We start from the raw sequence: 26545 nt of genomic DNA on the forward strand, positions 1-26545 counted from the left end.
CAACTCGGACACGCGTAACATCGCGCCATCTGAATGAGTCGCTTTATTAGTCCGGGCTAACCTCCGGATTGGTTTGGATATTTCCCTTGAACATGCAAGCAATCGGCGGCGCGCCGGAGCGCGGGAAATCGTTTGCTCATGTAGCGGAAGCCTCCTGGGGCAAGGGTCTCAGCACCTTGCTCCGCATCGTGCGCATGACGCTGCGCCATCCCTGGCAGGTCGGCATCACCATCGTCTCGACCTTCATCGCCGCGACGCTGCAGCTTTTCATTCCGCGCCTGCTGGGACGTGCCATCGACCAGGCACAGGGCGTGATGGCCGCGGGTGCCGGAACCGCGGCGGAGCAGGCGCTGTGGAACACGGCGCTGACGCTGCTCGTCGTCAGCATCCTGCGCGGTCTCTTCACCATGGCGCAGAACTACTATGGCGAGGCCGTCGGCCACCGCACCGGCTACGAACTGCGCCTGGCCTTCTACGAGAAGATCCAGCGCCTGAGCTTCGCCTACCACGACAGGGTCCACACCGGCGATCTGATCACGCTTGGCCTGCTCGATCTCGACGGCGTGCGCATGTTCTTTTCCACCGGCATCCTGCGCGTCGTCCTGCTCGGCGTACTGATCGGCGTCGGCGCCTACCTGCTGATCAGCACCGATCTCGTACTCGGGCTGCTCAGCCTGAGTTTTGTGCCGTTCGTTGCCTGGCGGTCCTCAGTCACCCAGCTCAAGTTGCGCAGCACCTGGCTGACTTTGCAGGAGCGCCTGTCGGTGCTGAGCCGGGTGATGGACGAGAACCTCGGCGGCATCCGCGTCGTGCGGGCCTTCGCGGCACAGCGGCATGAGCTCGAAAAATTCGACCGCGCCAAGCTGTCGGCGCTGGAACTTGCCAATCAGCGCGTCGACATCCGCGTCTCGAACACCAGCGCCATGAACTTCTCGTTCCTGGCCGCCATGGGGCTGGTGCTCTGGTTCGGCGGCCAGAAGGTGATCGCAGGCCAGATCAGCGTCGGCACGCTGGCCCAGTTCCTCACCTTCATGACCATCCTGCAGATGCCGGTGCGCCAGCTCGGCCTGATGGTCAACTCCTTCGCGCGCGCCTCGACCTGCGGCACGCGGCTGTTCGAACTGCTCGACGCCGAACTCGACATCGAGGACGCGCCCGGCGCCAGGGACCTCGTCGTCACCGACGGCGTGCTGCGCTTCGACAATGTCGGCTTCCGCTATGAGGGGGCGGGCGATCGCCCGACGCTGTCCGGCATCTCCTTCGAGGCGAGGTCCGGCGAAACCGTCGGGATTGTCGGCCCCCCGGGTAGCGGCAAGTCGACCATCGCGCATCTGATCCCGCGCTTCTACGACGTCACGTCAGGTGCGATCACCATCGACGGCCAGGACATCCGTGAGGTGACGCTGAAATCGCTGCGCAAGGCGGTCGGCGTCGTGCAGCAGGATGCGTTCCTGTTCACCACCTCGATCGAGAACAACATCGCCTACGGCAATCCCTGGGCGCGCGAGACCCGCATTGGGCAGGCGGCCGAGTACGCCCAGCTGCACAACTACATCATCGGCCTCCCGGCCGGTTACACCACGGTCGTCGGCGAACGCGGCGCATCGCTTTCCGGCGGCCAGCGGCAGCGCCTGACCATCGCGCGCAGCCTGATGTTGCGGCCATCGGTGCTGGTCTTCGACGATTCGACCGCGGCAATAGACGCCGGCACCGAGCAGCGCATCCGGGCGGCGATGAAGCGCTTCGCCAAGGACCGCGTCACGCTGATCATCTCGCACCGGCTGAGCTCGCTGATGCATGCCGACCAGATACTGTTCGTCGAGAACGGCCGGATCGTCGAGCGCGGCACGCATGAGGAATTGCTGGCGCTCAGTGGGCGCTATCGCGCGCTCTACGATTTACAGCTGCGGCCGGACGATGACCGGCCTGTCGCGGCGGGAGCAATTCCAGGAAAAGTGGAAACCGGTTTTCCCGGGAAAAGCGCGTAGCGCTTTCCCTTGGGAATTGCGTCAAAACTAAAGAGATAGAGCCGCGTGATGTCGACACAGAGCGACGACGACAAGGAGGACACCAGCGGCCGGCCGACAAAGGCTGTCGTCGGCTCGCACCGCGACGAGGAAGAGGTCTTCGGCAAGGCCTACGACCCGCGCATCATCAGGCGCATCTGGAGCTTCGTGAAGCCGTATCAGAGCCGGATCTTCATCTCGGTCGCAGCGGTGCTGGTGTTCACGCTGACGCAACTGGCGATCCCGCTGGTCATCCGCTACGCCATCGACCACGGCATGACTAAAGGCAGGCTCGACCAGTCGGTGATGATCGCAGCGATCGGCGCTTTCTCAGCAATCATCCTCATCAACTATGCCGCCAGCTATGTGCAGGAAAGCGTCGTCGGCAAGGTGGCGGAGAATGTCCTGTCCGACCTGCGCCGCGCCATGTTCAGCCATCTGCAGCGGGTCTCGCTGAGCTTCATGGACAAGACCGAGGTCGGCCGGCTGATGTCGCGCCTGCAGGGCGACGTCAATTCGATGCAGGAATTTCTTGAGACATCGGTGATGTCGGTGGGCGACATCGTGCTGTTGTTTGGCATCGTCAGCGTGCTTTTGTGGCTGGATTTCCGGCTTGGGCTGCTGACGCTGTCGACCATGCCGGTGCTGTTCATCGTGCGCCTGTTCTGGCTGCCGCGCGCCAAGGTCGCCTTCATGGCCGCGCACGAAACCAATTCCATCGCCAACGGCGCGCTGGCCGAAGGCATCCATGGCGTGCGCACGGTGCAGAGCCTGGAGCGCCAGCACGTCAATTTCGACCTTTATGACGAGAAGGTGCTGGCCAACCTCAATGCCCATTTGACCTCGGCGAAATACGCACAGGTGATGGTGCCGATCGTCGACACGCTGACCGGCATCGCCATGGCCACCGTCATCGTCGTCGGCGGATCGATGGTGCTGTCGCACAGCCTCGACATCGGCGTCATGGTGGCGTTCCTGTTCTACATCCAGCGCTTCTTCGACCCGATCCGCTCGCTGACCATGCAGTACAGCGTCATGCAACGCGCCATGGCTTCAGGCCAGCGCATCTCCGAAGTGCTCGACGTGCCGGTCGACGTCAGCGACAGGCAAGGCGCGGTAGCGCTGTCGCGCGACATGGACGGCTCGGTCGAGTTCAGGAACGTCACCTTCGGCTACCGGCACAACCAGCCGGTGCTGAAGAACATCTCCTTTCGCGTCAATCCGGGCGAGACCGTGGCCCTAGTCGGCCCGACTGGATCGGGTAAGTCGAGCTCGATGGCGCTGGTGCACCGCTTCTACGATGTCTGGTCGGGTGAGGTTCTGGTCGGCGGCCACGACGTGCGTGACCTGACCCAGGATTCGCTTGGCGATCAGGTCGCGATGGTGCTGCAGGAGCCGTTCCTGTTCTCCGGCTCGGTGTTGGAAAACATCCGCTACCACAAGACATCGGCCAGCCGCGAGGAGGTGGTGCGCGCCGCACAGGCGGTTGGCGCGCACGACTTCATCGAGAACTTGCCCGATGGCTACGACACCGAACTCGAACAGCGCGGCGGCAACCTCTCGCTCGGCCAGCGCCAGCTGATCAGTTTTGCGCGCGCACTGGTGGCGGATGCAAAGATCCTGGTGCTCGACGAAGCCACGGCCAGCATCGATTCCTACACCGAGATGCTGATCCAGAAGGCGTTGATCACGCTGCTGGAAGGCCGTACCGGGCTGGTCATCGCCCACCGTCTGGCCACCATCCGCGGCGCCGACCGCATCATCGTCTTGCAGAACGGCGAGATCGTCGAATGCGGCAACCACGAACAACTGATGGCCAGAAAAGGCCTCTACGCCCGCCTCTACAACATGAACTACGCCTCCTTCGACGACATTTCCGAAGGCGAGCTGGAACTGGATGCGGCCGTCGGCAAGACGACGTGAATGGTGCCCCGAGAGCCGGCAAGTGACCGCGGGCACCTACGCCATTTCGGGGCGTTTTGAACCCTCGCGAATGGCCTTGTGCACGCCGCGTTGCAGATCCATGAATGCAGGGCTTTCCATCACCTCTTCGCGGCGCGGGCGCTCGATATCGACGTTGAAGGTCTGCGTGATGCGTCCCGGGCCGATCCCCATGACGACGATGCGGTCCGACAGATAGACAGCCTCTTCCACGTCATGGGTGACAAACAGGACGGTCAACCTGTGTTCCTCCCAGATCTGGGTCAGCAGTTCCTGCATCTGATGCCGGGTCAAGGCATCGAGCGCGCCGAAGGGCTCGTCCATCAACAGCATCTTGGGGCGGTAGGAAAGCGCACGCGCAATGGCGACGCGCTGTTTCATGCCGCCCGAGAGTTCGGCCGGATAGCGGTCGGCGCTGTCGGACAGCTTGACGAGTTCGAGATGCTCCAGCGCGATCCTGCGGCAGGTCGGGCGATCGTAACCGGCGGCCTTGAGGGCAAATTCGATGTTCTGCCGCGCCGTCAGCCAGGGAAGCAGCGTGTAGGACTGGAAGACGACGCCACGATCGAGACCCGGCTGCAGGATCGGCGCGCCGTCGATGCTGAGCTCGCCGGCGTCGAAATCCTGCAGTCCGGCCACAATCGACAGCAGCGTGCTCTTGCCGCAGCCCGACGTGCCGACGAGGGAGACAAACTCGTTGTCGGCAAGATCGAGGTTGATATCGCGCAGCACTTGCGTGTGCCGCTCGCCGGTGCCGAAGCTCTTGTGCAGACCGGCGATCCGCAATTTGGGGGCGCTCATCGGCTGGACCTCATTGCGAGCGGCCCTCTTGCTTGAACAGCACCTTTTCCAGCGCCTTCATCACCTGATCGGTGATGAGGCCGAGCAGGCCAAGCAGCAGGATGTAGCCGATGATGGTGTTGGTCTGGAAATAGCGCTGCGACACGGTGATGCGATAGCCGAGCCCCGATGTCGCGGCGACGAGTTCGGCCAGCACCAGCCAGGTCCATGCCCAGCCCAGGCTGATGCGCAGCGTATCCCAGATGCCCGGCAAGGCGCTGGGCACGACGATGCGCGTCAGGATCTTGCGATCCGGCAGGCCGAGCGTGCGCCCAAGGCCGATGAAATCGGCTGGAACCCGTTTCACATTGTCCATGATCATCAGCACCTGCTGGAAGAAGGTGCCGATGAAGATGATCAGGAACTTCTGCGAATCGCCGGTGCCCGCCCAAAGGATGGAGAGCGGCACGAAAGCGACGACCGGCATGTAGCGGATGAAATCCACCAGCGGCTCGATGGCCGCTTCCCAGGAGCGGAAACTGCCGATCAGCACGCCGATCGGTATCGACAGTGCCGAGGCGATGAGGAAGCCGATGGAAATGCGGTACATTGAGGCTTTGAGATCCAGCCACAACGTGCCGTCGGTCGCGAGCTTGGCGATCTGCATAGCGACACTGCCCGGCGACGGCAGGAAGATCGCCTTTACCAATCCCAGTCCGGTCGCAGCCCACCATGCAAGGCCGAGCCCGACGAACACGGCCACCGCGATGGTCAGGAAGCGCGACCTGGCGATGGGCACGCCGATCCCGGAGGATCGGCGGCGCCTCGCCTGTTTCGCGATGGGGCCTGGCGCGGAGGGCGCCGGAGCCGTTTTCGCGGGGGGCTCCCCGGACATCTGCGTCACCACCGCGATCCGGCCTTGGTCATTCCGCCGCCTTGACGAAGGACGGGTCGATCATCTGCTCCGGCGTCACGTCGGCCTGCAGCAGCTTGGCGTTCTTGGCGGCTGCTTCGACATCGGCGAAGGTCTTGGTGGTGAAGTCGCCGGTCAGCGCCGTCTTGTTTTCGGCGAGCGAATAGTAGCGCACGCCGTCAAAGGCGGTGTTGAGGTCCTTGACGTCCGAGCCGACTGCCTTGGCGATGATGGTGCGGCCGCCGGGCGTGTCGGCATTGTAATCCTTGAGCGCCGCGTCCCAGCTCTTGATCATCGCCAGCACCTGGCCGGGCCGCGACTTGATCACCTCGTCGCGCACCACCAGCACGTCGCTGATCAGGCCGGGATCCTCGCCGGCGGTGAACAGCAGCTTGAGATCCTTGTTCTGCGCCATGGCGACGGTGAGGTACGGTTCATAGGTCACCGCGACCGGCACCTGGCCGGCGATCAAGGCGCTGCCAGCATCGGACGCCGGCATCGGAACCGGCTTCACGTCGTCGATCGACATGCCGTTCCTGGCGAGTGCGTATTTGAGCAGGATGTCGCTCGTCGTGCCTTCCTCGAAGGCGACCTGCTTGCCCTTGAGGTCCTTGATGGAGGTGATGTCCTTGCCGGCGATCATGGCGTCGGCGGTCATGGAGACGTCGAGCAGCAGCACGATCTTCACCGGCAGGCCGGCCGCAACCATGCCCATCGCCGTGTGGGTGGCGATGTTGGCGGCGTCGAGCTGGCCGCTTGCAAGTGCTGCGTTGATGTCCTTGTCCTCGGCGAAATTGACGATCTGGACGTCCGTCAACCCGTTTGTCTTGAACAGGCCCTTGGCTTCTGCGACATGCCACTGCCCATAGCCAAGCCACGGCTCGATGCCGATCTTGAACGATCCTGCCTCGGGCGTGGTGGGAATGGCCGCATCGGCCGCGTGGGCTGCCGGGGCGGCGGCGAGCCCGATGGCGGCCGCCATCACGAGCGCGCGGAATTGTCCTGTTAGGTTACGCATCATCTTTGTTCCCCTTGATGGTCAGACCGCTTTTTCTAACCCAGGTAACCGGTCTGGTGAGACTGCGGGTTTCTGCTCTTGCGGCACTGTGCCTCGGCGTCTTACCTGCCACTTCATGGTGAAGTGCGAGGATATTTCAGCGTCAGCGGGAGCGGATGTCAAGGCTAAAATACATACATGCATATACAAGTTGGAAAGACTCAATTTCCACCTTGACCGGGTGCATCCGCCTGCCGCGCCACGACGATCACTCACGCCTTTTCCGGATCGATCAGGTCGAGGAAATCGGTCACCCGATCGGCCCCGGCAACGGGTTCGCTGCCGACCATGACCGCGACTGAAAAGGCAATGAGGGAGGAGACCGGTGTGTGGCTGCGCGCGCCGGCCCGCAGGTTCATGACCAGCGTCGGCGACAGAAAGAGCCCTGCCCGCAACACCGCCCGCCAATCGGCAGGAAGCATGCCGCGCCGTTTGAGCTCCAGCAGCAATGGCCGCCACAGCGCTGTCGCCTTGACCTCCAGCAGATCGCGACGGACAGGGCTCAGGTCCCAGTCCATGTCGACATGGAGCAGGTTTCCGTCCAGCCGCGCCGTGGCGCGAAAAACCTCTGTCGCGGCCGCCGGATCATAGAGCCAGAACGGGTGGGCGAAGATGTTGTGGAACGTCGCCTTCACCTCCGCCAGCAGCGTCGGGATATGCGAGCCGGCAAAAGCGGGATCGAAGAAGGACAACTCCGCCCTCCCCGCCTTCTCCGTGTACCAGACATTGGCGTTGTGGGCGTCGCCATGCGCCACCACGCCGCCCGCATCGGCAAGCCGGCCCGGCCGCAAGCGCACAGCCGCGGCATCGAAAAGCGTACCCACGCTGTCGATGTAGTGCTGGCCATTGATGACGAACTTCAGCAGGGAAAACCGATCCCAATCCAGTTCCACGCCGGGAAAGACAAACGGCTTGCCGACATAGAAATCGGCCAACCGGCCGCCTGGCGACAAGCGCGTATGGGCATCGATCAGCCGCTCATGAAACAGCCTGTGGATCGGCTCCGCCGCCACCTCCTCGACTGTTACCGGATGCAGCGTCTCGAGATAGACCTTGAGCAGCCTGGCGGACAGGTCGCGCTCGGCAAGAACCGCCTCCCGGCGCTTGCCGGCATCATCTTCGACATCCAGCGCGAACAGCACGTCCGAAAATCTCGGATCCGTGCGGCGGCGATAGACAAGGATCTGCTCGCCCGGCTGGGCCGACATATGCACGGGTTGGTCGACCGGCAGGCCGGCGCGCGACAGAATCTCGGCGCGGTAATATTCGCCTGTCATCGCCTCTTCCCGTTCCTCCTGATGGAATTTGAAGAAGTAGGCCTTGCCGTCGTCTTCGAAGAAGCCGTTCAGGGAATTGAGGCTGTATTTGTCGAAGTTGATGCGCACGTTGTGGGGGCGCATCTCGAACAGATCACCCAGCAGCGCCGCCAGCGCGCTTTGTGCTTCGGCAACATCATGCTGCGCGAGTGCCCGGATCCGCGCCGTGCGGCTGGGTGTCGTCGTCATCTGTCACTCCTTCCAGCCAGTTCGTCCGTCGAGGACGAAGCCATTCTCATCAGTACATGTATATACATTTGTAATGAAACCGCCTCGGTTTGCATTTGCTCCATTGCCGTCAGCTGCTTTTGGAGGGGGAATAGCGGCTGCCGAGCGAGTAGCGGCTGCCGGCATAAGTCAGCTTGCTGATCGTCGCCACCACCGCGCCCGTCCATGTCCGGCGGTGCAGGAAAAGGCAGCAGGCGCCAACATCGATGCCCAGATGCCGCGCCGTCTCGGCGTCAGCCGGGATGGCGGAGATGATGTGCTCGACCTCGGTCACCGGAGTTTTCTGCATGAGGTAGTCATAGGTCGCCGTCTTAGAAAAATCCTGCTTGTCATAGTCGGGGATGAGGCTCGGATTGACGAAACGCTCTTCCAGCTGCACCGGCAGATCATTCTCGAAATTGACGACGACGGAATGATAGATCGAGACACGTTTTGGAAACTCGAACGACAGCGCCAGCTCCTTTGTCGGCATGATGGTTTCGAGGACGAGGACTTCGGAGCGATGCCTGTTACCGCGCTCGATGATCTCGGCCGCGATGTTGTTGATCTCGATCAGCGTTGATTGCGGCCGCGGTGGCGCGATGAAGGTTCCGACACCTTGCAGCCGGATCAGGAACCCCGCCGAGGTCAACTCCCTGAGGGCCCGGTGAACCGTCATCCGCGACACGCCGAGCGACGCCACCAACTCATTCTCGGACGGCAGCTTGCGGTCCTTGCCCCACCGGCCCGTTCCGATGTTCGCCAGGATGTAGTCCTTCACCTTCTCGTAGAGAGGGCTGGCCGTATCGGGCAAAGTGATCATTTCAAAAGTCCTTTCCGGCGATTTATCGGAAAAATCACGACTGCTCGACAGGTTGCCGCATGCGGATGATTGTTTTCAAGCCGTCGCTGCGCCCCGCCAACAGCCGCTGATAGGCGGCGGGAATCGCATCGAGGCTGATCTCCTGGTCGATCAGCGCCAGCAGCGGCTCGCTCAGCTCACCCAGCATTCGCACGGCTTCGGGCAGTTCGTCGGCAAAGGCGTGGCATCCCAGCAACCCGATCTCGCGTTCGACCAGACTATTGGGATCCATGTCGAGACGGCCATGGAAGATGCCGACCATGGCGACAGTGCCGCCGGGATCGAGAACGCCGAGCAACTGGTTGAGGGCCGTGACGCTGCCGGTCGCCTCAATGGCCGCGAGCAGTGGGGCATTGGCGGTTGCGGCGGCGATGGCATCCCGATTCAGATCGACAATCGTAGCACCCGTAACTCGCGCCACGCGGGCACAGCGGTTCTGGTTGCGGTCGGCGACGAGCACGGTGCCGGCAAAGGTTTTCGACAGCAGCAGCGCGGCAAGACCGCCGATCGGTCCGCAGCCAACGACAAGCACCGAGCCTGCCGTCTTCGCCAGCCGCCGCACCGCATGCAGCGCCACCGCGAGCGGCTCGGCCATCGCCGCAACCCGCTCGTCGAGCGCGGCATCGATGATATGCAAAAGCCGTGCGGGCAGCACCGCCTGTTCGGCAAAGCCGCCGTCGCAGATCTCCCCCACGAAACCCAGCGACGCACAGAGATGCCGCCTGCCGGCATGACATTGCGCGCAGTCTCCGCACCAGAAGCGGGAATCGGCAACCACCCTGTCGCCGATGGCGACGCTATCAACACCCGCGCCGATGGCGGTCACCGTGCCGGTCAGCTCATGGCCGGCCGTCGAAGGCGACCGGCTTATCCACTGTCCGGTGCGGAAATTGTGCAGGTCCGAACCACAGATGCCGGCGGCGTCAACCCTGAGCTTCACCCAGCCTGCATCTAGCGCGCCCGGCGTGGCGACGTCCTCGACGCGCAGATCGCCAGGTCCGTAGAGTCGTGCCGCCTTCATCGCGATCGTTTCCGCTCAGCCGGCGAGATAGCGATCGCGGATTTCCGAGACCGCGTTCTCGTGCGAGCTAAAGCCCTCGTAGCGGGCGAGCCTTCGGGCATGCAGCGCCAGTTCCGGATAGGCGGCCGAGGTGACATAGCCGACCGACGAGCGCTTGACGAAATCCGTCACCGAAAGCGGCCCGTAGGTCCGCGCCCAGCGGCTGGTCGGCAACACCGCATTGGGGCCCAGCACGAAGTTGGCCAGCGTCACCGGCGTGTGCGGGCCCATGAGAATTTCAGCCGCCTCGGTGATGCGCCCGAGATGCGCGAACGGCTCCTTCGAAAGGATTTCGAGATGTTCGGGCGCATAGTCGTTGATGAAACGGTAGCTGTCCTCCAGCGACGCCGTCAGCACGATGCCGCCGCGCTTGCCGGTCAGCACCGCGCGGGAAAACTCCACACGCTGTTCGGTCATCCTAGACCAGTGCTCCGGGATTGCAGCCAATGCGGCTTCGGCGACCTTGCGGCTGTGCGTCACCAGATAGGCCGAGGAATCCGGCCCGTGCTCGGCTTCGATCAACAGGTCGAGCGCGGCAAGGCCGCCGTCGACGCTGTCATCGGCAAAGATGATCGCTTCGGATGGACCGGCCGGAAGGCCTGTGTTGATGACCGACGACAGCACGCTCTTGGCCGCCACCACCCATGGGCTGCCGGGACCGACGATCTTGAGCGCGGGCTTCACCGTCTCCGTGCCGTACGCGACGGCGGCGACCGCTTGCGCGCCGCCGCATTTGTAGACGGCGCCAACGCCTGCGAGACGCGCGGCGACGAGCGTTGCCGCATCCACCGAACCATCCGATGTCGGCGGCGTCACGATGGCGATCTGCGGCACGCCGGCAATCACCGCCGGCACCGACGTCATCATCGTCACCGACGGGAAAGCGCCCTTGCCGCGCGGAACGTAGAGCGCGACGGATGCGATCGGGGTATACCTGTCGCCGGCATAGGCGCCCGGCCGGACTTCCTTGAGCCACATCGTTTCCGGCTTCTGCTCCTCATGGAAATGCCTGATGTTGTCGATGCCGAACTTGATACTCTCGACGACGTCCTTTTCGACCTTGTCGAACGCCGCGTCGAACTCGGCTTCCGACACCTGCAGTTCGCCCTCGGTGACATCGGCCTTGTCGAGTTCCCTGGCAAAGCGGATCAAGGCGGCGTCACCCTCGTCCTTGACGGCCTGGATGATCGGACGGACCTTCTCGACGAAGACCGTCAGATCGGCCTCGGCGCGCTTCAGCAGACTGGCGCGCTGGTCGGCATCGATGGATGACAGATCGTGGAAGCTGATGTCGGACATGGCTGTTCGTTCTCCTGGAACTCTTGGAACGCAATGACGGCTGGCCCTGGATGGCCATGGTTTTGCGGGCCGACAGGTCGACCCGGGACAAGGATCAAAGCCGTCGAGCGGCTTCACTCGGGCAAAAGTATATACATGTATGTATGATGGTCGCCAGCAATTTTTCCATCATCCTTCCCATCGAAACTGCGCAGACAAACCGCTCATCAGATCGAGGCGAGAAAGCCGCCATCGACCGGGATGGACTGGCCGGTTATGTAGGCCGCCGCATCCGAAGCAAGGAACACCGCGATGCCGTGCAGATCGGAGAGATCGCCGAAACGACGCTGCGGGATCTTGGCCAGCATGGAGTGCTGCCATGCCTCGTTGCTGTAGAAGACGTCAGTCATCGCCGTCCTGAAATAGCCCGGCGCGATGGCGTTGACCCTTATGCCAAGCTCCGCCCACTCCGCCGCAAGCGCCCGAGTCATGCCGAGCAGGCCCGACTTCGACGAGCCATACGGCACCGCGGTGGGAATGCCGACCTCCGATGTCAGCGAGCACAGGTTGATGATGGCGCCGCGACGGCCGGCGTCCCGCATCTGCCGCGCGGCGGCCTGTGCGCAGAAGAACGCGCCCTTCAGATTGGTATCGACGATCCTGTCCCAGAGCGCCTCGTCGACATCGAGCGAGGGCCGCACCTCCTCCATCCCGGCATTGTTGACGAGAATGTCGAGACCGCCAAGCAGGCCGGCGGCCTCGTCGGTGGCCGCCCGGCAGCGGCCGACGTCGGTGACGTCGAGAGCGATGGCGTGCGCCACCCCGCCGGCAGCGCGGATGGCTGCCGTTGTGTCCTCCAATGAGGCCAGGCTGCGCGCCGTGACCGCGACGTCGGCGCCGGCCGCGCTCAGCGCTTCGGCGATGCTGCGCCCGATGCCGCGGCTGGCGCCGGTGACTAGCGCCTTCCGGCCGGAGAGATCGAAGAGAGAAGCATTGCGCATGTGATCCTCCTGGTCGGTGTCGGCTTCGGCGCCGGTTTCGATGCTACCAGATCGTAGGTTATATATACAAGCATATACAAACTATTTCAGCTGCGGTACTGATGACGAAATCCGCTGCACGAGTACCCTGCCGGTGACCTGCCTGCCCTGGGGAAGATGCAGCGAAACCCGGTGTTTGAGAACCCCGGCCGATGGCGATCTGTCGGCCAGCCGCAAAGGAGCCTGCTTGTGTCGAAAGCCTCGGATTTTGTGCGAACCGAAGTCACGCGTCTGTCGCCCTACAATTCCGGGCTGACCATCGACGAGGTCATGGAGCGATACGCGCCGGCCAGGATCGCCAAACTGGGTTCGAACGAAAACCCGCTCGGACCCAGCCCAACCCTTGCCACGACGATGCATGCCGATTCCGAGATGTTCCGCCTCTATCCGGACCCTGCCGGGCGCAAGCTGCGCCAGGCGATTGCCGCCAGGTATGCTGTCACCGAGGATCAAATCATCCTGGGCAACGGTTCCGAAGATCTTCTCTCCGTCATCAGCCGTGCCGTGTTGCGGCCCGGCGATGCCGTCGTCACCCTCTATCCATCGTTCCCGCTGCATGAGGACTACGCGACGCTGATGGGCGCGGCCGTCAAACGCGTTGTCGTCAACGACGATCTCACCATCGACGTCGATGCGCTGATCGAGGCGGTGCGTGAACGGCCCCGCATGCTGCTGTTCTCGAACCCGATGAACCCGGTCGGCAGCTGGCTCTCCGGCGGCGATCTGGCGAGGGTTCTCGATGCGGTGAGCGACGAGACGCTGATCGTCGTCGATGAAGCCTATGCCGAATACGCCGAGGGCGACGACTATACGCCGTCGCTGCCCTATCTCGGGAAGTTCGACCGACCCTGGATCGTGCTTCGGACCTTTTCCAAGGCATTCGGCCTGGCCGGATTGCGGATCGGCTTCGGCATCGTCGGTGACCCGGAGCTGCGCGCGCTGCTCGACCGCGTCCGCACCCCTTTCAACGCCAACGCCATGGCCCAGGCCGCCGCGCTTCTGGCGCTGGTCGATGAGGAACACCTCGCCAGGGTCGTCGCGCAGGCCAAGGCGGAGAGAGCACGTGTCGAGACTTTCCTCAGGAGCAAGGGCCTCGACGTCGCCGCCTCCAGGGGCAACTTCCTGTTCTTCGACTGCCGGCAAGATGCTTCCATCTTCGTCGAGGGCCTGCTGCGCCAAGGCGTCATCGTCAAACCGTGGAAGCAGCAGAGCTTCGACACCTATGTGCGCGTCAGCATCGGCTCGGTTTCGGAGAACGACCAATTCATGGCCGTTCTATCGGAACTGCTGTGACCGCACGTCTGTCGGCACTGCGCTTGGCCGCCAGCCAGTGATGCCAAGATCAGTAGCCGCCGACCACCGGCAGGATCTCTCCCGTGATGTAGCTGGAGCATTGCGCTGAAGCGAGAAACACATAGGCCGGGGCCAATTCTTCAGGCTGGGCCGGACGCTTCATGGGCGTGTCGGCGCCAAATTTGGAAACGTCGTCCGCCTTCTTGTCGGAGGGGTTCAAGGGCGTCCAGACAGGCCCCGGCGCCACCGCGTTCACCCTGATCCCCTTGCCGATGAGGTTACCCGACAACGCCCTGGTAAAGGCATGGATGCCGCCCTTGGTCATCGAATAGTCGACCAGCGCTTTGGAGCCGTCTATGCCGGTCACGGAGCCGGTGTTGACGATGGCCGAGCCTGGCTTCATATGCGGCACCGCCTCCTGCGCCATGTGGAAATAGCCGTAGAGGTTGGTCTTCAGCGTGGTGTCGAAATGTTCCTCGGTCAGGTCGGCGAAATCGGCCGAGTGCACCTGGAAGGCGGCATTGTTCACCAGCACGTCGAGGCCACCTAGCTGCTTCACAGTGGCGGCAACCGCCCGGCGACAGAAGGCGCGTCGGGAGACGTCGCCGCGCAGCAGCAGACAGCGCCGGCCTTCCGCCTCGATGGCCTGCCTGGTCGCGTCCGCATCCTTGTCTTCGGACAGATAGACGATCGCCACGTCGGCTCCCTCACGTGCAAACAGAACCGCGACCGCGCGGCCGATGCCGGAATCGCCGCCGGTGATGAGCGCTATCTTGCCGTCCAGCTTGCGCGAGCCGATCCAGTAGGGCGCATCGTACAGCGGCGCGGGCACGACCCGCCCTTCCTCGCCAGGCTTGGGATGATGCTGTTTGGGAAAAGGCGGGACGGGGTAGTTGCGTGCACCGGCCTGCATGGCGCGATCCGGCTTCGACCGATCCTTGCCGCGGTCGTCGAGGTCCACCTTGCGCTGTATGCGCCGCTGTTTTTGGGCGGTCTTCGTGGTGTCGTTCTTCGTAAGCATGGCGTGCCTCCTTCTGCGGAAAATGTCGCAGCGGGCGGATCGTTCCCCACTCGGACCCGATCGTCTGTCATCCGATTTCGACAAGGCCTTGAGCGAGGCTCGCCGGCTGCCGCCCGGTTCGTCGATGACGACAGCATGTTTATTTGGCTTCGGGCCGGCTGTAGGCCTTACTTTCGCAGCGTGGGTTTTTACATCTAAGGGGCCTGCAAACGATCGACGCTGGAGGAGGCTCCATTGCAGCAACCAGATGACATCGCCGCTCGCCGATTGGACATTCTTATCGAGCAATATGTGGAAGCGCGCAAAAAGCGCTACGACTATGTGTCGACCGAGCAGGCCTATCAGGCCATCCGGCACGTCCTCAAACCCGCCATTCCCGATCGCGAACTCGACAACAGGGTCGCCTCGCTTGCCGTCAAGAACGGGCTGGCGGTCGTTTTCGACCGCCAAACCAAAGCGTCCGCCGATGATGTTCCGGGAACAAAGCCCTAGATCAACGCAGATCCGCCGGCGTCGAGCACCACATCGATACGGGGCCAAGCGGCCCCGTATCGATGTGTATCGCCGGAGGAAACGAGCGATACACCTGCGCCCTGGGCCTGTGTGCCGCAAGCCGACGGGCGTGGCGGGTTCAGGCGGCGGTGCTGACCTTGCCCGGATCGAGGATCGACTTGACCTTGTCGGCGATGGCGCGCCCCAGGTCGGCGTTGTTTGCGGCAGTGAAATGGATGCCGTCGAGACCATCCGTGGTGACGAAGTCGCCGGCATTGAGGAAGTCGATCTTCATGAAATCCGCCAACGCCTTGTACTGCCTGGCCAGATCCCTGGACTTCTCGTGACCGCCGCCAAACATGCCCTCGAACCACGGATCGGGCATGGGCGTCAGCGGCGGCGGCGCGATGACCAGCGCCTTCGGAGCCGGATAAGGGGTGCCAATGCCGCCGGCGCTGGTCAGGATCTGCCCGACCAGCTTCGCCATTCCATTGGCGATCTCGTAAGGCGTCCGGTGGAAATAGGACTTGGTGTCGTTGGTGCCGAGCATCACGATGACCAGGTCCAGCGGCAGATGGCTGGCGAGGGCCGAGGGCAGGTAATTGGCGCCGTTCAGGCGCGGATCGTTGGGGTCGTCGAGACAGGTCGTGCGCGCACTCAAGCCTTCTTCGATGATGTGATAGCCCGCTCCCAGCGCCGCGGCCATCACGCCCGTCCAGCGCTGGTCATAGGGGTAGCGGTGGGTCGGTGATCCCTCCTTGACCGGAACCCAGCCCCAGGTCAGCGAGTCGCCGTAGCACATGATGTTTTTTGGCGATGACATCCATGTTTCTCCATCTGTTTGCCAATTCGTCTGAACGCGCGGTTCTATCGGTCCCGGCAAACGCCGGTGCCCGCTTGCCTTTCGCTGTTTCAAGTCAGGGAGTTCGCACGCGCACTCCGTAGAAGATCGCCGCGCCGAGGATGATGACGCCTTGGGCGATGAGCTTGCCGGGCTCGTCGATGCCGAGCACCGTCATCACCACGAACAGCAGCGCAAAACACAGCGCACCGAAGAATGGACCCCAGACGCCGCCGTCGCCGCGGCCGAAGACGACGCCGCCAAGGATGGTTGCGGCGACAGCCAGGATCGGCAGGTCGAGGCCGACGCGGACACTGCCGACGGCGATTGAACCGGTCTGCACCAGGGCCGCGATCGCCGCGATCAGGCCGGCCAGCGTATGCGCCAGGATGACGGTCCGCTGGACCGGCACCCCCGAAAAATGGGCGGCTTCGGCATTCTCCCCGACCGAGGCGACGTAGCGGCCAAACACGGTCTGCGACAGAAGCAGCCACACCGCGGCGGTCAGCAGGATCCAGAACAGGACCGGCGTCGGAACCGACAGGAATTTCGTGTTGTAGAGGTCGTTGAACAGCTTCGGCACGTCCCCAGGCGGATTGCCGCTCGACAGGAACTGCACCAGCCCGACCAGGATGATGCTGACCGCAAGCGTGACGATGACGGCCGACACGCGCCGGTTGCCGATCATGAAGCCGTTGAACAGGCCGATGACGAGGCCGGTGGCGAGCGCCAGCACGACGAAAAACGGCAGCGACGCGCCGGGGAAGCTGCCGGACGAAATGAAATAGTTGATGAGCAGGATGATGCCGCCGCCGGAGAGGTCGATCGACTTCACCCGCATGACGACGAGCTGCCCCAGCACGAGGATGCCGAGCGGAACGATCTGCCGGATGAAGATGCCCATGATGTTGAGGTTGAGCATGTTCGGCCGCGCGATCCACAGCGTGGCCAGCAGCACGACGAAAACAAAATAGGACGGCGGTATGCGCAGCAGGCGCCGGGCGATCGGATTTGCGAGAACGGCAGCCATCGTTCAGAGCCCCATCTTCTTGCGGGATTGCAGCCCGACCACCGCCAGCAGGATGCCGCCCTTGATCGCGGTCTGGACAAAGGGCGAGACGTTGGCGAGGTTCATGCCATTGGCCAGCAGCGCCATGACCAGCGCGCCGATCACCGTGCCGTGCAGGCTGCCGATGCCGCCGGAGAGCTGGGTGCCTCCAAGGGCTACGGCGGTGACGGTGTCGAGTTCGAAAAGCAGCCCGACATTCGGATCGCCCGACACGATGCGCCCGGCCAGAAAGACACCGGCAACGGCCGCGAAACAGGAGCAGACGACATAGGCGAGGATGATGTTGCGGCGGTCGGAGATGCCGAAATTGCGGGCAGCACTCTCGGCACCGGACGCGATGCCGCCGCCGATCGCAAACAGATGCAGCCCGTATCGCGATCCGTGGAGCAGCTTCCACGCAACCAGGATCACGACGATGCCCCAGAAAACCGGATAGGGAACGCCGAGAAAACTGCCTGAAACCGCATCGATGACGATCTCCGGCACGGTGCCGCCGGAGACAGGACGCAAGATGCGCGTGACGCCGAGCACGATGTACTGCGTCGACAGCGTCGCGATGATCGGATGGACGTTGAAGCGGGTGATCGCCAGGCCGTTGATCAGGCCGATGAATGCGGCCAGCACAAAGACCGCCGGGATCAGCACGATCGCCGGCTGGTCGAGTGCCAGCACCGCCGTGGTGAAGCTCATGACCGAGCCGACCGACAGGTCGAGCCCGCCGATGAGCACGACGACGAGCTGCCCGATCGCTGCGATGATCAGCGGCATCGCCTGGGCAACCAGGTTGAAGAGGTTTTCGGCCGTCGCGAACTGTGTCGTCTCGACGGTCAGCCACAGCGAAATGAGCAAGGCGACCAGTAGCGGCAGGCCCCACAGGCCCTGCCGTGTGTTCCGGCCACTCAGGATGTTGAAAAGCGAACGATACATGGCAGGCCCCTAATGCTGGCGCGTGGAGCCGCCCGTCAGGGCCGCGTCGAGGATCTTGTGTTCCGTCGCCTGTGCTGCCGGCATTTCGGCAACGATGGTGTCGTGATGGACGACGTAGATGCGGTCGCAGAGCCCGATCAACTCGATCGTCTCGCGCGACAGCACCAGCACGGCGCCACCCTTGCGGGTGAAATCGCGCAGCAGATGGTAGATCTCGGACTTGGCGCCGATGTCGACGCCGCGGGTCGGCTCCTCGACCAAGAGAAGATCTAGATCGGCGGCGAGGTAGCGGCCGAGCAGCACCTTTTGCTGGTTGCCACCCGACAGGGAGCCGACCGGAGCGGACGGCCCTGACGCCTTAATGTTCATGACCTCCATCATGCGGGCGATGACGTTCCGATACGGTCGCGCCGGCGCGAGTTCGGATCGCCTCGAATGCAATCCTATGGCGATGTTGTGGGCGATCGGCAAAGCGAGAAAGAGCCCCTCATCCTTGCGGTCCTCGGGAACGAAGCCGACCTTCAGCTGCTGCAAATGGCGAACGCCTGATGATGCCGGGAGCGGCATCTTCAGCGCTTTGCCGTTGATGGAAATCGTCCCGGCGAAGGGATGGTAGCGGCCGATCAGGGAGCGCAGGAAGCGCTGCTGGCCCTGCCCTTCCAGTCCGGCCAGGGCGACGATCTCGCCCTTGTGCAATGTCAGCGACAGCGGCCGCGATGTCTCGGTGATCCTGAGGTTCTCGACGCGCAGGATCTCGTCGCCCTTGTCATCCGTGCGATCGGGAAAAAGGTCCTGGAGTTCGCGTCCGACCATCATGGCGATGAGTTCGTCGGTGGTGATCTCGGACACCATTCTTGTGCCGATCAATGCGCCGTCCTTCAGCACCGTCACCGTGTCGCAGAGCTCGAAGATCTCCTTCATGCGATGCGAGATGTAGACGATGGCCTTTCCCTTATCGCGCAGCCGGCGGATGTTGCGGTTGAGCACGTCGACATCGGCCGCGTTGAGCGCCGCCGTCGGCTCGTCGAGAATGAGCACGCTGGCATCGGCCTGGATGCAATGCGCGATCTCGACGAATTGCCGCTCGGCGATCGTCAGGTTGGAAACGAGTTGCGACGGGTCGAGCGTCAGGCCGAGTTCGCCAAGCGCCTTGGCGGTCTGGCTGCTCATCGCGGCATAGTCGATCGAGCCGAACCGGGTCGTCGGCTCTCGACCCAGAAACATGTTCTCGGCGATCGACAGATTGGGCAGCAGCGAATGCTCCTGGAAGACGGTCGAAATGCCGGCGTCCAGCGCGGCGCGCGGCGACTTCAGATCGAGCTTTTCCCCGTTCATGAAGATCTCGCCGGAATCGGGCTGGTGCACGCCCGCCAGGATCTTCATCAACGTCGATTTGCCAGCGCCGTTCTCCCCCATCAGGGCGTGTACGCCGCCCGCCTTGAGATCGAGGGAAACGGAGTGGAGCGCCCTGCTCCCTCCGAACGCCTTCGAAATGTGGGACATCTCGATAAGATTGGTCACGAAACCCTCGAACGAACCGGATTCAGCAGATGGAACGGCGTGCGGGGAATGCTTGCCCGCTCCCCGCCAGCCACGGCGTCGTCACTTCTTGCCGTAATATTCCTTGAGCTTGTCCTCAGGCAGTTCGCTCGGCCACCAGACATTGGCCGTCAGGTCGTCACGATAGTATTTGGAGGCCTTGTCCTTGTCCCAGCCGTCGGGGTTGTAGACATAGCGCTTGTAGAGCTGTTGACCCTCGAGCAGAGCCACAGCGGCGCGCACGCCGGCCGCACCCTGGGCGGGGCTGTATTCCGGCGAGATCGACTTGAATCCGTCCGTGATCCACTGGCCGAAATAGCCATTGTTGCCCTCGCCCGAAATCGGCGGAATGGGCGTGCCGAACTGCTTGAAGACATCGACGCAGGCGCGCGTCATGTCGGCGCCGGACGACCAGATGCCGTCGACCTGCGGGTTGTTCAGATAAAGCGTCTCGCACAGCTTCTTGGCCTTGTCGTACTGCCAGTCGCCATGCTCCTCGGCGATGATCTGTACATGCGTGCCCTTGAGCGATTCAAGGAGGCCGTTGTAGCGGTTGGTGTCTTCCGGATGGCCGGCCAGGCCACGCAGGACCCAGATCTTGCCGTTGTCGCCGACGGTCTTCACCAGCCAGTCGCCCATCACCTTGCCGAAGTGCTCGGCGCCACCCTGGATCTCGGTGGTGTAGGCGTCGGAATCGATGCGGCCGGTGTGGAGGATGACGGGGATGCCGGCGGCAACCGCCTTGGCGATGCTGGCGTTGGCCGACGTGCTGGTCACCGGCTGAACGATGATCGCGTCGACATGCTGCGCGATCAGGTCCTCGATGTCGGCCACCTGCTTCTTCTGGTCGAAGCCGGCATCGAGCAGGATGAATTTCGAGATGCGCTTGTCCTTTGCCGCGGCGTTCTCCGCCTCATGCGCCACCTGGACCGTCCAGGTGTTTGCGTTGACGCCGAAGTCGCTCATTCCGATGACCCAGGGCGGGTCCTTCTTGAACGCACCGGCCGCGGTCATGCGCGTGTCGTCGGGGCGCGGCGCGACGCCGTCCATCAGCTTGACGTCTTCCGCATGCGCCAGCGAGGTCACGGCAAGCGCCGATGCGACGAGCACTCCCAGACCGACGGTTTTCAGCAATCCTAACATTGAACTCTCCTCCTTGTGGTTGCCCCGGCCGTACGAAGCGTACGGCCTCGAGACGCTCTCCCAATGCATGCTCGTCGTCGCAAACCGACCGATGCACGCAATTCTCCCGCCCCCGAACACATGCGTGTCGAAGTCCAACTTCTGCTGGACGATGATGACGGTCGAGAACTCCTCCGGGCACTTTAGAAGCACAGCGGATTCGGCCTGTCAATAGTTAGTCATGTTGAATGACTATTCCCTTGCTTGCCTTTCACGGCTCCGCTATCCATCATGAATGGCGCTCGCCGGCTTCGGCGCGCTGTCAGTTCCGGCGGGAAAAACATGCGATCAGTCTTGTGCTACGGCGACTCCAACACGCACGGCCAGATCCCCGGCAGGGGGCCGCTCGAGCGCTATGGTCCGGGTGAACGCTGGCCGGGGATATTGCGTTCTCAGCTAGGCCCCGATTGGTATGTCATCGAGGAGGGATTGAGCGGCCGAACTACCGTCCACGACGACCCGATCGAGGGCGCACACAAGAACGGCAGAACCTATCTTCGCCCTTGCCTGCAGAGCCATGCGACGCTCGACCTCGTCATCATCATGCTCGGCACCAACGACCTCAAGATCCGCTTCAACAAACCGCCGTCGGAAGTGGCGATGGGCGTCGGCTGCCTCGTCTACGACATCAAGGAGCTGGCGCCCGGCCCGGGCGGCTCGACGCCCGAGATCATGATCGTGGCGCCGCCGCCGATGCAGGACGACGTCAAGGAATGGAAGTCCATCTTCGCCGGCGCGCCGGAGAAATCGCGCCTGCTCGCGCTCGAATTCGAGGTTCTGGCGGACTCGCTCGAACTTCACTTTTTCGATGCCGGCTCGGTGGTGTCCTGCAGCGAAGCGGACGGCTTTCACATCGATGCCGAGGCGCACAGATTGCTGGGCATCGCACTCGCCCGCGCGGTCGATGCCATCGGCTGGAGCCGCTCGACATGAGCAATCCCGGCATCGCCAGGCAATGCGCTCTTACCGACGGAGCGACCCTTGCCTGACATGAGATTCGCACCACCCAATCCCTTGCGCATTGCCGATCGTGCGAGCGGGCTGAACGCGTTGAGCGTGCGCAGCTACAATGAGCGGCTGGTGCTGTCGCTGCTGCTTCAGAACGAAGGTATTTCGAGGATGGAAATCGGCGAGAAGACCGGCCTGTCGGCGCAGACGGCCTCGGTCATCGTCCGCTCTCTTGAGCAGGAAGGCCTGGTCTCGCAGGGCGAGGCGCAGCGCGGCCGCGTCGGGCCGCCCACCATCCCGCTTTCGCTCAATCCGGAGGGCGCCTATGCGGTCGGCGTCGGCTTCAGCCGGCGCCGAATCGACATCGCGCTCATCGACTTCATCGGCACCGTGCGCTTCCACAAGCAGTTGCCGGCGGATGAAGCCAATCCCTTTCCGCAAAGCAGTGATCTGCTAGGGGCGATCAGCCAAGCCATGACGAGCCTACCGGTCGAGGCGCGCAGCCGGGTCGCCGGCATCGGGCTGGCTGTCCCCGACGAGGTCGACGCCATGGCTGCAACCCGCAACGGATCGAGCACCTCCCTGAAGGCTCTGCAAGGCGAGATTGAAGAGCAGAGCAAGCTGCCGGTTTTCGTGCAGAACGACATCACCGCGGCAGCCGGAGGCGAAAGCATGTTCGGCGTCGCCAAGCCGCTGAACGACTATTTGTTTTTCTATCTCGGAGCAAGGCTGCAGAGCAGGCTCATCCTCAACCACCAGATCTACAAGGGAAACTCCAGCACCAGCTTCGATCATGGCCTTGTGCGCCTGGAGAGCGAACTGACCAAGCGCGGGCGCCCGTCCGAAATTATCTGGAGCAGCAGCCCTGAGTGGCCTGACCTCGGCGAGGCCTACAGCGAATGGCTGGAGGAATGCTCCAATCGCCTGAAATCATCGATCTCCGCACTGACCCAGTTTGTCGAGTTCAGGACGGTCGTCCTGTCCAGCTATGCGCCGCGCAAGATCGCCAAGGCGCTGTGCGCCGATATCAGCCGGGAATTCCCCGACATCCAGGCGCTACCGGCGCGCGTCACCATCAGCCCGAAGGCCGTCGGGGCGGCAAGCCTGCCGTTCAGTTCGCGCTTCATGATCCAGTGACCGGGCCAAACCGGCGCTTGCTCCTGCCGGTCGGCCGATGATGCACTCTCTGCACATCCATCGATGATTTTCAGATGACCAAGCGAATCCGCTTGCCAGGAGGCCTCACTTAATAGCATGTTAAGTGAATCCTGAGACCGCCATGAAGATTGCCGAGGATCACATCCCAGACGACAGCGCCGCGTCCAGCGCCGAAGCGCGTCGTTCGACGGTGTTGGGCGATCGCATCAAGGCCTATCGCACCACGCGACGCCTGACGCTGCGCCAGCTCGGCGACATGATCGGCACCACAGCCAGTTTCCTGAGCCAGCTCGAGCGCGGCCTTTCCGGCGCCAACACCAGCACGCTGATGCTGATCGCCAATGCGCTCGGCATCGGTCTGTCCGACCTTTTCGACGAATGCCAAGTGTCGCCGCACGCGGTGCTGACACGCGCCGAGCGGCCGGCGCTGCCGACCAGCGAAGGCTACCGCAAGACGCTGCTATCACGCCGGCCGATCCATGAGATGGAAGTCTATTGCGGCGAATTCGCCGTTGGCGGCTCGACCGGCGACGTGCCCTACACGCATGGCAACGCGCATGAAATGTTCCTTGTGCTGCGTGGCCGGCTGCAGCTTACGCTCGGTGACGAGAGCTTCATTCTCGAAGAGGGCGACAGCATTGAATATTCGACCTCGACGCCGCACCGAACGATCAATGTCGGCGACACGGTGGCCGAAGTGCTGTGGATCATTGCGCCGCCGACAAGCGGCGCCGTCGACCTCGACCAATATGTAGCCCGGAAAACGCTCGCGCTCGGTCTGCCAAAATCAAACAGCGAGCCATCGGAGGATTAGAAAATGGGAAGCAGATCAAGATTGGCCGGATTTGTCGGCGCCGCCGCACTGGCCTTGCTCGCGGCCGCCGCTCACGCGCAGAACGCACCGCCGGCCGGGACCGTCGTCGACGGGTCGCTGAAGGGAAAGACGCTGACCTTCGTCTCCTATGGCGGCATCTACCAGGACGGTCAGGTCGCCGCGCTCAAGGAATTCGTCGACAAGAGCGGCGTCAAGCTCTTGAACGACGGACCGACGGAAATCGCCAAGCTTCAGGCGCAGGTGGAATCAGGCAATGTGACCTGGGATGTCGTCGATACGGACGATTTTCCGCCCTTCGTGCATTGCGGAAAACTGTTCCAGAAACTCGACCTGACCAAGCTCGATATTTCGCACATCCCTGCCGGACAGGTCGGCGAATGCAGCGTGCCGGCGATGAACTACGGCATGGTCCTGATGTACAAGAACGACAAGTACAAGGACAATCCGCCGAAGGACTGGAAGGACTTCTTCGACACCGCGAAATTCCCGGGCACGCGCGCCATCGACGGCAGCGGAAGCCCGATTGGCGGCCTGATCGAACAGGCCATCCTGGCCGACGGCGGCAAGGTCGACGCCATGACGCCGGCCGACATCGACAAGGGTATCGCTAAGATCAAGGCGATCGGTCCTGACACGATCTTCTGGAAGACCGGCGCCGAATCCCAGCAGCTCGCAGAATCCGGCGAAGCCGACATGATCATCATGTGGACCGGCCGCGCCATGACGGCGGTCAAGAACGGCGCCGCCTACACGCCGGTGTGGAAGGACTGGCTGGTCGTCATGGATCAGCTGACCATCCCGGTCGGCGCCAAGGACACCGACGCCTCCTATGCGCTGATCAACGCCTATCTCGGCAAGAAGTCGCAGGAGATCCTGACCGAGCAGACGTCCTACTCGCCGATCAACAACGAGGCACAGCCCAAGGTGGATGCGTCCGTTGCCGCCTTCCTGACCAACACGCCGGATCATGCGAAGCTCGGCTACCAGCAGAACATCAAGTTCTGGGTCGCCAACTTCGCCACGGCGTCCGACAAGTGGACGGCGCTGATGGCCGGTAACTGAGCCGGCTACCGCCAAGGTGACGGCGTGAGCCGGACATCGCATACGCTTTCGGCCGGGGGTGAAAATGCCCGGCCGGCGGGTACCGTGCAGGGGCCGCAACGGCGCCTGCGCCTCGCCGCCTATCCTTCGCTGCTGGCGATGCCGGCCCTGCTCCTGCTCATCGCGGCGATGGGCTATCCCTTGCTGACCGTCACGCTGCGCAGCTTCTCGGACCCGGCCTGGGGCCTGCAGAACTATGTCTGGTTCTTTTCCACGCCGGTGAACGTCACCGTCCTGTGGCGCACCTTCTCCATCGCAGCCTGGGTCACCATCGTCTGCGTCATCGCCGCCTACCCCTACGCCTATCTCATGACGGCGGTCGGGCCGCGCCTGCGCCTCGTCCTCATCCTGTGCGTGCTGGTGCCGTTCTGGGTCAGCGGCGTGGTGCGCACCCTGGCCTGGGTCATCCTGCTGCAGGATTCCGGCATCATCAATTCCGTGATCAGGCTGCTCGGCTTTGACGGCGTCAAGCTGATCCGCACACAGACCGGCGTGGTCATCGGCATGGCGCAGGTACTGCTGCCGTTCATGATCCTGCCGCTCTATTCGGTCATGCGCGGCATCGACCTGCGCCTCGTCCAGGCGGCGCGCAGCCTAGGCGCGAGGCCGGCACGTGCCTTCCTGCAGATCTATCTGCCGCTGTCGCTGCCCGGCGTCTTCGCCGGCGCCATCATCGTCTTCATCCTGTCGCTCGGCTTCTACATCACGCCGGCACTGCTAGGCGGACCGCGCAGCACCATGCTGTCGACGCTGGTGCAGAGCCAGGTGCTCAGCCTGCTCAACTGGGGCCGCGGCGGCGCCATGGGCGTCGTGCTGCTGGTCGCGACCTTCGTCCTGCTGGCGCTCGCCGCACCGCTGATGCGCCAGCGCCACAAGCAGGCGTCCAGATCATGAGACTGGCGCCGTTCCGCATTCTGCTTGGCCTGTTCTGCCTGCTGGTCGCTGTCTGGCTGGTGATGCCGACGCTGGTCATCATCCCGATGTCGTTCAACGAGAAGAAGTCGCTGGCCTTCCCGCCCTCCGGTTTCTCCTGGCAGTGGTACGCGAATTTCTTCACCAATCCCGATTGGCTGTCGAGCTTCTTCAATTCGCTCAGAGTCGCGGGCATCGTCGCCGTCGCCGCCACGCTGATCGGCACGCTGGCGTCGCTCGGCCTCAGCCGCATGAAACACTCCGGCGCCGGCCTGCTGCGCGCCATCCTGATCACGCCGATGATCGTGCCCGGCGTGGTGCTGGCGATCGGCATCTATGCCGTCTATCTCGATTATCAACTCGTTGGCACCACCACCGGCTTCGTCATCGCGCACACGATGCTGGCAATCCCCTTCGTCATCATCGCCGTGTCGGCCAGCCTCGAAGTCTTCGACGTGCGGCTGGAGACGGCGGCGGCCAGCCTCGGCGCCAGCCGCTTCACCACGTTCCGCACCGTGACCTTGCCGCTGATCGCGCCCGGTATCCTGTCGGGACTTTTGTTTGCCTTCGTCACCTCCTTCGATGAAATCATCGTCGCGCTGTTCATCACCAGTCCTTATCTGAAGACCTTGCCGGTGCAGATCTTCACCAGCATCACCCGTGACGCCGATCCGACAGTGACCGCCGTCGGAACCATCATCTTCATTGCCACGACGCTGATCATCAGCGCCGGGCTGATCATCAGCTCGAAATCGACGAGGAGTTGA

The 26545-nt window shown here is 63.2% G+C and carries 24 protein-coding genes; 10 read left to right on the forward strand and 14 right to left on the reverse strand.

From position 1 onward, the window contains the following. Positions 1-92: 92 nt before the first annotated feature. Positions 93-1988: an ABC transporter ATP-binding protein gene (locus tag ASD99_RS20980; RefSeq protein WP_057144747.1), complete on the forward strand. Its 1896-nt coding sequence runs from the start codon at positions 93-95 to the stop codon at positions 1986-1988. 48 nt (positions 1989-2036) lie between these two features. Then, positions 2037-3929: an ABC transporter ATP-binding protein gene (locus ASD99_RS20985; RefSeq protein WP_057144748.1), complete on the forward strand. Its 1893-nt coding sequence runs from the start codon at positions 2037-2039 to the stop codon at positions 3927-3929. Between the two features lie 36 nt (positions 3930-3965). Here ASD99_RS20985 and ASD99_RS20990 read toward each other — a convergent pair whose 3' ends face one another. The 8 genes from ASD99_RS20990 to ASD99_RS21025 form a co-directional block, all read right to left on the reverse strand. After that, positions 3966-4748 (reverse strand): ABC transporter ATP-binding protein, encoded by a 783-nt coding sequence (locus ASD99_RS20990; RefSeq protein WP_057144749.1) that lies wholly within the window; start codon positions 4746-4748, stop codon positions 3966-3968. A 10-nt stretch (positions 4749-4758) separates the two neighbouring features. Continuing rightward, positions 4759-5526 (reverse strand): ABC transporter permease, encoded by a 768-nt coding sequence (locus ASD99_RS20995; RefSeq protein WP_056591203.1) that lies wholly within the window; start codon positions 5524-5526, stop codon positions 4759-4761. A gap of 124 nt (positions 5527-5650) precedes the next feature. Continuing rightward, positions 5651-6658 (reverse strand): ABC transporter substrate-binding protein, encoded by a 1008-nt coding sequence (locus ASD99_RS21000; protein WP_082583390.1) that lies wholly within the window; start codon positions 6656-6658, stop codon positions 5651-5653. A gap of 251 nt (positions 6659-6909) precedes the next feature. After that, positions 6910-8202 carry a hypothetical protein gene (locus ASD99_RS21005; protein WP_057144751.1) on the reverse strand — a complete coding sequence of 431 codons (1293 nt, stop codon included), beginning with the start codon at positions 8200-8202 and terminating at the stop codon, positions 6910-6912. Positions 8203-8311: 109 nt separating this feature from the next. Further along, positions 8312-9043: a histidine utilization repressor gene (gene hutC / locus ASD99_RS21010; protein ID WP_057144752.1), complete on the reverse strand. Its 732-nt coding sequence runs from the start codon at positions 9041-9043 to the stop codon at positions 8312-8314. A gap of 34 nt (positions 9044-9077) precedes the next feature. Beyond that, positions 9078-10103, reverse strand: a complete 1026-nt coding sequence (locus ASD99_RS21015; RefSeq protein WP_057144753.1) for a zinc-dependent alcohol dehydrogenase — start codon at positions 10101-10103, stop codon at positions 9078-9080. 15 nt (positions 10104-10118) lie between these two features. Beyond that, positions 10119-11441 (reverse strand): histidinol dehydrogenase, encoded by a 1323-nt coding sequence (hisD, locus tag ASD99_RS21020; RefSeq protein WP_057144754.1) that lies wholly within the window; start codon positions 11439-11441, stop codon positions 10119-10121. 206 nt (positions 11442-11647) lie between these two features. Next, positions 11648-12421, reverse strand: a complete 774-nt coding sequence (locus ASD99_RS21025; RefSeq protein ID WP_056591181.1) for an SDR family NAD(P)-dependent oxidoreductase — start codon at positions 12419-12421, stop codon at positions 11648-11650. Positions 12422-12649: 228 nt separating this feature from the next. Between ASD99_RS21025 and ASD99_RS21030 the strand changes: the two genes are divergently transcribed. After that, positions 12650-13753: a histidinol-phosphate transaminase gene (locus ASD99_RS21030; RefSeq protein ID WP_057144755.1), complete on the forward strand. Its 1104-nt coding sequence runs from the start codon at positions 12650-12652 to the stop codon at positions 13751-13753. Between the two features lie 49 nt (positions 13754-13802). Here ASD99_RS21030 and ASD99_RS21035 read toward each other — a convergent pair whose 3' ends face one another. Next, positions 13803-14774, reverse strand: a complete 972-nt coding sequence (locus ASD99_RS21035) for an SDR family oxidoreductase (protein WP_056591173.1) — start codon at positions 14772-14774, stop codon at positions 13803-13805. Between the two features lie 234 nt (positions 14775-15008). Between ASD99_RS21035 and ASD99_RS21040 the strand changes: the two genes are divergently transcribed. Then, positions 15009-15266 (forward strand): hypothetical protein, encoded by a 258-nt coding sequence (locus tag ASD99_RS21040; RefSeq protein ID WP_056591170.1) that lies wholly within the window; start codon positions 15009-15011, stop codon positions 15264-15266. Positions 15267-15405: 139 nt separating this feature from the next. Here ASD99_RS21040 and ASD99_RS21045 read toward each other — a convergent pair whose 3' ends face one another. From ASD99_RS21045 to ASD99_RS21065, 5 genes are all read right to left on the reverse strand, one after another. Next, complete coding sequence (locus ASD99_RS21045) at positions 15406-16089, reverse strand: SGNH/GDSL hydrolase family protein (protein WP_057144756.1); 684 nt, start codon at positions 16087-16089, stop codon at positions 15406-15408. Between the two features lie 94 nt (positions 16090-16183). Further along, the gene (locus ASD99_RS21050; protein ID WP_057144757.1) at positions 16184-17137 is read right to left on the reverse strand and encodes an ABC transporter permease; all 954 of its coding nucleotides are present in this window, start codon (positions 17135-17137) and stop codon (positions 16184-16186) included. 3 nt (positions 17138-17140) lie between these two features. Continuing rightward, on the reverse strand, positions 17141-18103 hold the full coding sequence (locus ASD99_RS21055; protein WP_057144758.1) for an ABC transporter permease: 963 nt from the start codon (positions 18101-18103) through the stop codon (positions 17141-17143). Between the two features lie 9 nt (positions 18104-18112). Then, entirely contained in the window at positions 18113-19624 is a 1512-nt protein-coding gene (locus ASD99_RS21060; RefSeq protein ID WP_057144759.1) for a sugar ABC transporter ATP-binding protein, read from the reverse strand. An 81-nt stretch (positions 19625-19705) separates the two neighbouring features. Next, entirely contained in the window at positions 19706-20785 is a 1080-nt protein-coding gene (locus tag ASD99_RS21065; protein ID WP_056591153.1) for a substrate-binding domain-containing protein, read from the reverse strand. 321 nt (positions 20786-21106) lie between these two features. Between ASD99_RS21065 and ASD99_RS21070 the strand changes: the two genes are divergently transcribed. From ASD99_RS21070 to ASD99_RS21095, 6 genes are all read left to right on the forward strand, one after another. Then, positions 21107-21757 (forward strand): SGNH/GDSL hydrolase family protein, encoded by a 651-nt coding sequence (locus ASD99_RS21070; protein WP_057144922.1) that lies wholly within the window; start codon positions 21107-21109, stop codon positions 21755-21757. A 57-nt stretch (positions 21758-21814) separates the two neighbouring features. Continuing rightward, entirely contained in the window at positions 21815-22909 is a 1095-nt protein-coding gene (locus ASD99_RS21075) for an ROK family transcriptional regulator (protein WP_057144760.1), read from the forward strand. Between the two features lie 142 nt (positions 22910-23051). Next, positions 23052-23744, forward strand: a complete 693-nt coding sequence (locus ASD99_RS21080) for a helix-turn-helix domain-containing protein (protein ID WP_057144761.1) — start codon at positions 23052-23054, stop codon at positions 23742-23744. A gap of 3 nt (positions 23745-23747) precedes the next feature. Beyond that, positions 23748-24827 (forward strand): extracellular solute-binding protein, encoded by a 1080-nt coding sequence (locus ASD99_RS21085; RefSeq protein ID WP_056591137.1) that lies wholly within the window; start codon positions 23748-23750, stop codon positions 24825-24827. A gap of 24 nt (positions 24828-24851) precedes the next feature. Continuing rightward, positions 24852-25760 carry an ABC transporter permease gene (locus ASD99_RS21090; RefSeq protein ID WP_082583370.1) on the forward strand — a complete coding sequence of 303 codons (909 nt, stop codon included), beginning with the start codon at positions 24852-24854 and terminating at the stop codon, positions 25758-25760. Then, positions 25757-26545, forward strand: a complete 789-nt coding sequence (locus ASD99_RS21095; RefSeq protein ID WP_056591135.1) for an ABC transporter permease — start codon at positions 25757-25759, stop codon at positions 26543-26545. Before ASD99_RS21090 ends, ASD99_RS21095 begins: the two co-directional genes overlap by 4 nt.

The sequence above is a fragment of the Mesorhizobium sp. Root695 genome, assembly GCF_001428185.1.
Taxonomy (GTDB): domain Bacteria; phylum Pseudomonadota; class Alphaproteobacteria; order Rhizobiales; family Rhizobiaceae; genus Mesorhizobium.

Coding starts and splice junctions, on each gene's coding strand:
- ASD99_RS21075 (WP_057144760.1), top strand. CDS start 21,815: ATGAGATTCGCACCACCCAATCCCTTGCGCATTGCCGATCGTGCGAGC.
- ASD99_RS21015 (WP_057144753.1), bottom strand. CDS start 10,103: ATGAAGGCGGCACGACTCTACGGACCTGGCGATCTGCGCGTCGAGGAC.
- ASD99_RS21085 (WP_056591137.1), top strand. CDS start 23,748: ATGGGAAGCAGATCAAGATTGGCCGGATTTGTCGGCGCCGCCGCACTG.
- ASD99_RS21070 (WP_057144922.1), top strand. CDS start 21,107: ATGCGATCAGTCTTGTGCTACGGCGACTCCAACACGCACGGCCAGATC.
- ASD99_RS21095 (WP_056591135.1), top strand. CDS start 25,757: ATGAGACTGGCGCCGTTCCGCATTCTGCTTGGCCTGTTCTGCCTGCTG.
- ASD99_RS21045 (WP_057144756.1), bottom strand. CDS start 16,089: ATGTCATCGCCAAAAAACATCATGTGCTACGGCGACTCGCTGACCTGG.
- ASD99_RS21065 (WP_056591153.1), bottom strand. CDS start 20,785: ATGTTAGGATTGCTGAAAACCGTCGGTCTGGGAGTGCTCGTCGCATCG.
- ASD99_RS21005 (WP_057144751.1), bottom strand. CDS start 8,202: ATGACGACGACACCCAGCCGCACGGCGCGGATCCGGGCACTCGCGCAG.
- hisD (WP_057144754.1), bottom strand. CDS start 11,441: ATGTCCGACATCAGCTTCCACGATCTGTCATCCATCGATGCCGACCAG.
- ASD99_RS20990 (WP_057144749.1), bottom strand. CDS start 4,748: ATGAGCGCCCCCAAATTGCGGATCGCCGGTCTGCACAAGAGCTTCGGC.
- ASD99_RS20985 (WP_057144748.1), top strand. CDS start 2,037: ATGTCGACACAGAGCGACGACGACAAGGAGGACACCAGCGGCCGGCCG.
- ASD99_RS21000 (WP_082583390.1), bottom strand. CDS start 6,658: ATGCGTAACCTAACAGGACAATTCCGCGCGCTCGTGATGGCGGCCGCC.
- ASD99_RS21025 (WP_056591181.1), bottom strand. CDS start 12,421: ATGCGCAATGCTTCTCTCTTCGATCTCTCCGGCCGGAAGGCGCTAGTC.
- ASD99_RS21035 (WP_056591173.1), bottom strand. CDS start 14,774: ATGCTTACGAAGAACGACACCACGAAGACCGCCCAAAAACAGCGGCGC.
- ASD99_RS20980 (WP_057144747.1), top strand. CDS start 93: ATGCAAGCAATCGGCGGCGCGCCGGAGCGCGGGAAATCGTTTGCTCAT.
- ASD99_RS21055 (WP_057144758.1), bottom strand. CDS start 18,103: ATGTATCGTTCGCTTTTCAACATCCTGAGTGGCCGGAACACACGGCAG.
- ASD99_RS21080 (WP_057144761.1), top strand. CDS start 23,052: ATGAAGATTGCCGAGGATCACATCCCAGACGACAGCGCCGCGTCCAGC.
- ASD99_RS21050 (WP_057144757.1), bottom strand. CDS start 17,137: ATGGCTGCCGTTCTCGCAAATCCGATCGCCCGGCGCCTGCTGCGCATA.
- hutC (WP_057144752.1), bottom strand. CDS start 9,043: ATGATCACTTTGCCCGATACGGCCAGCCCTCTCTACGAGAAGGTGAAG.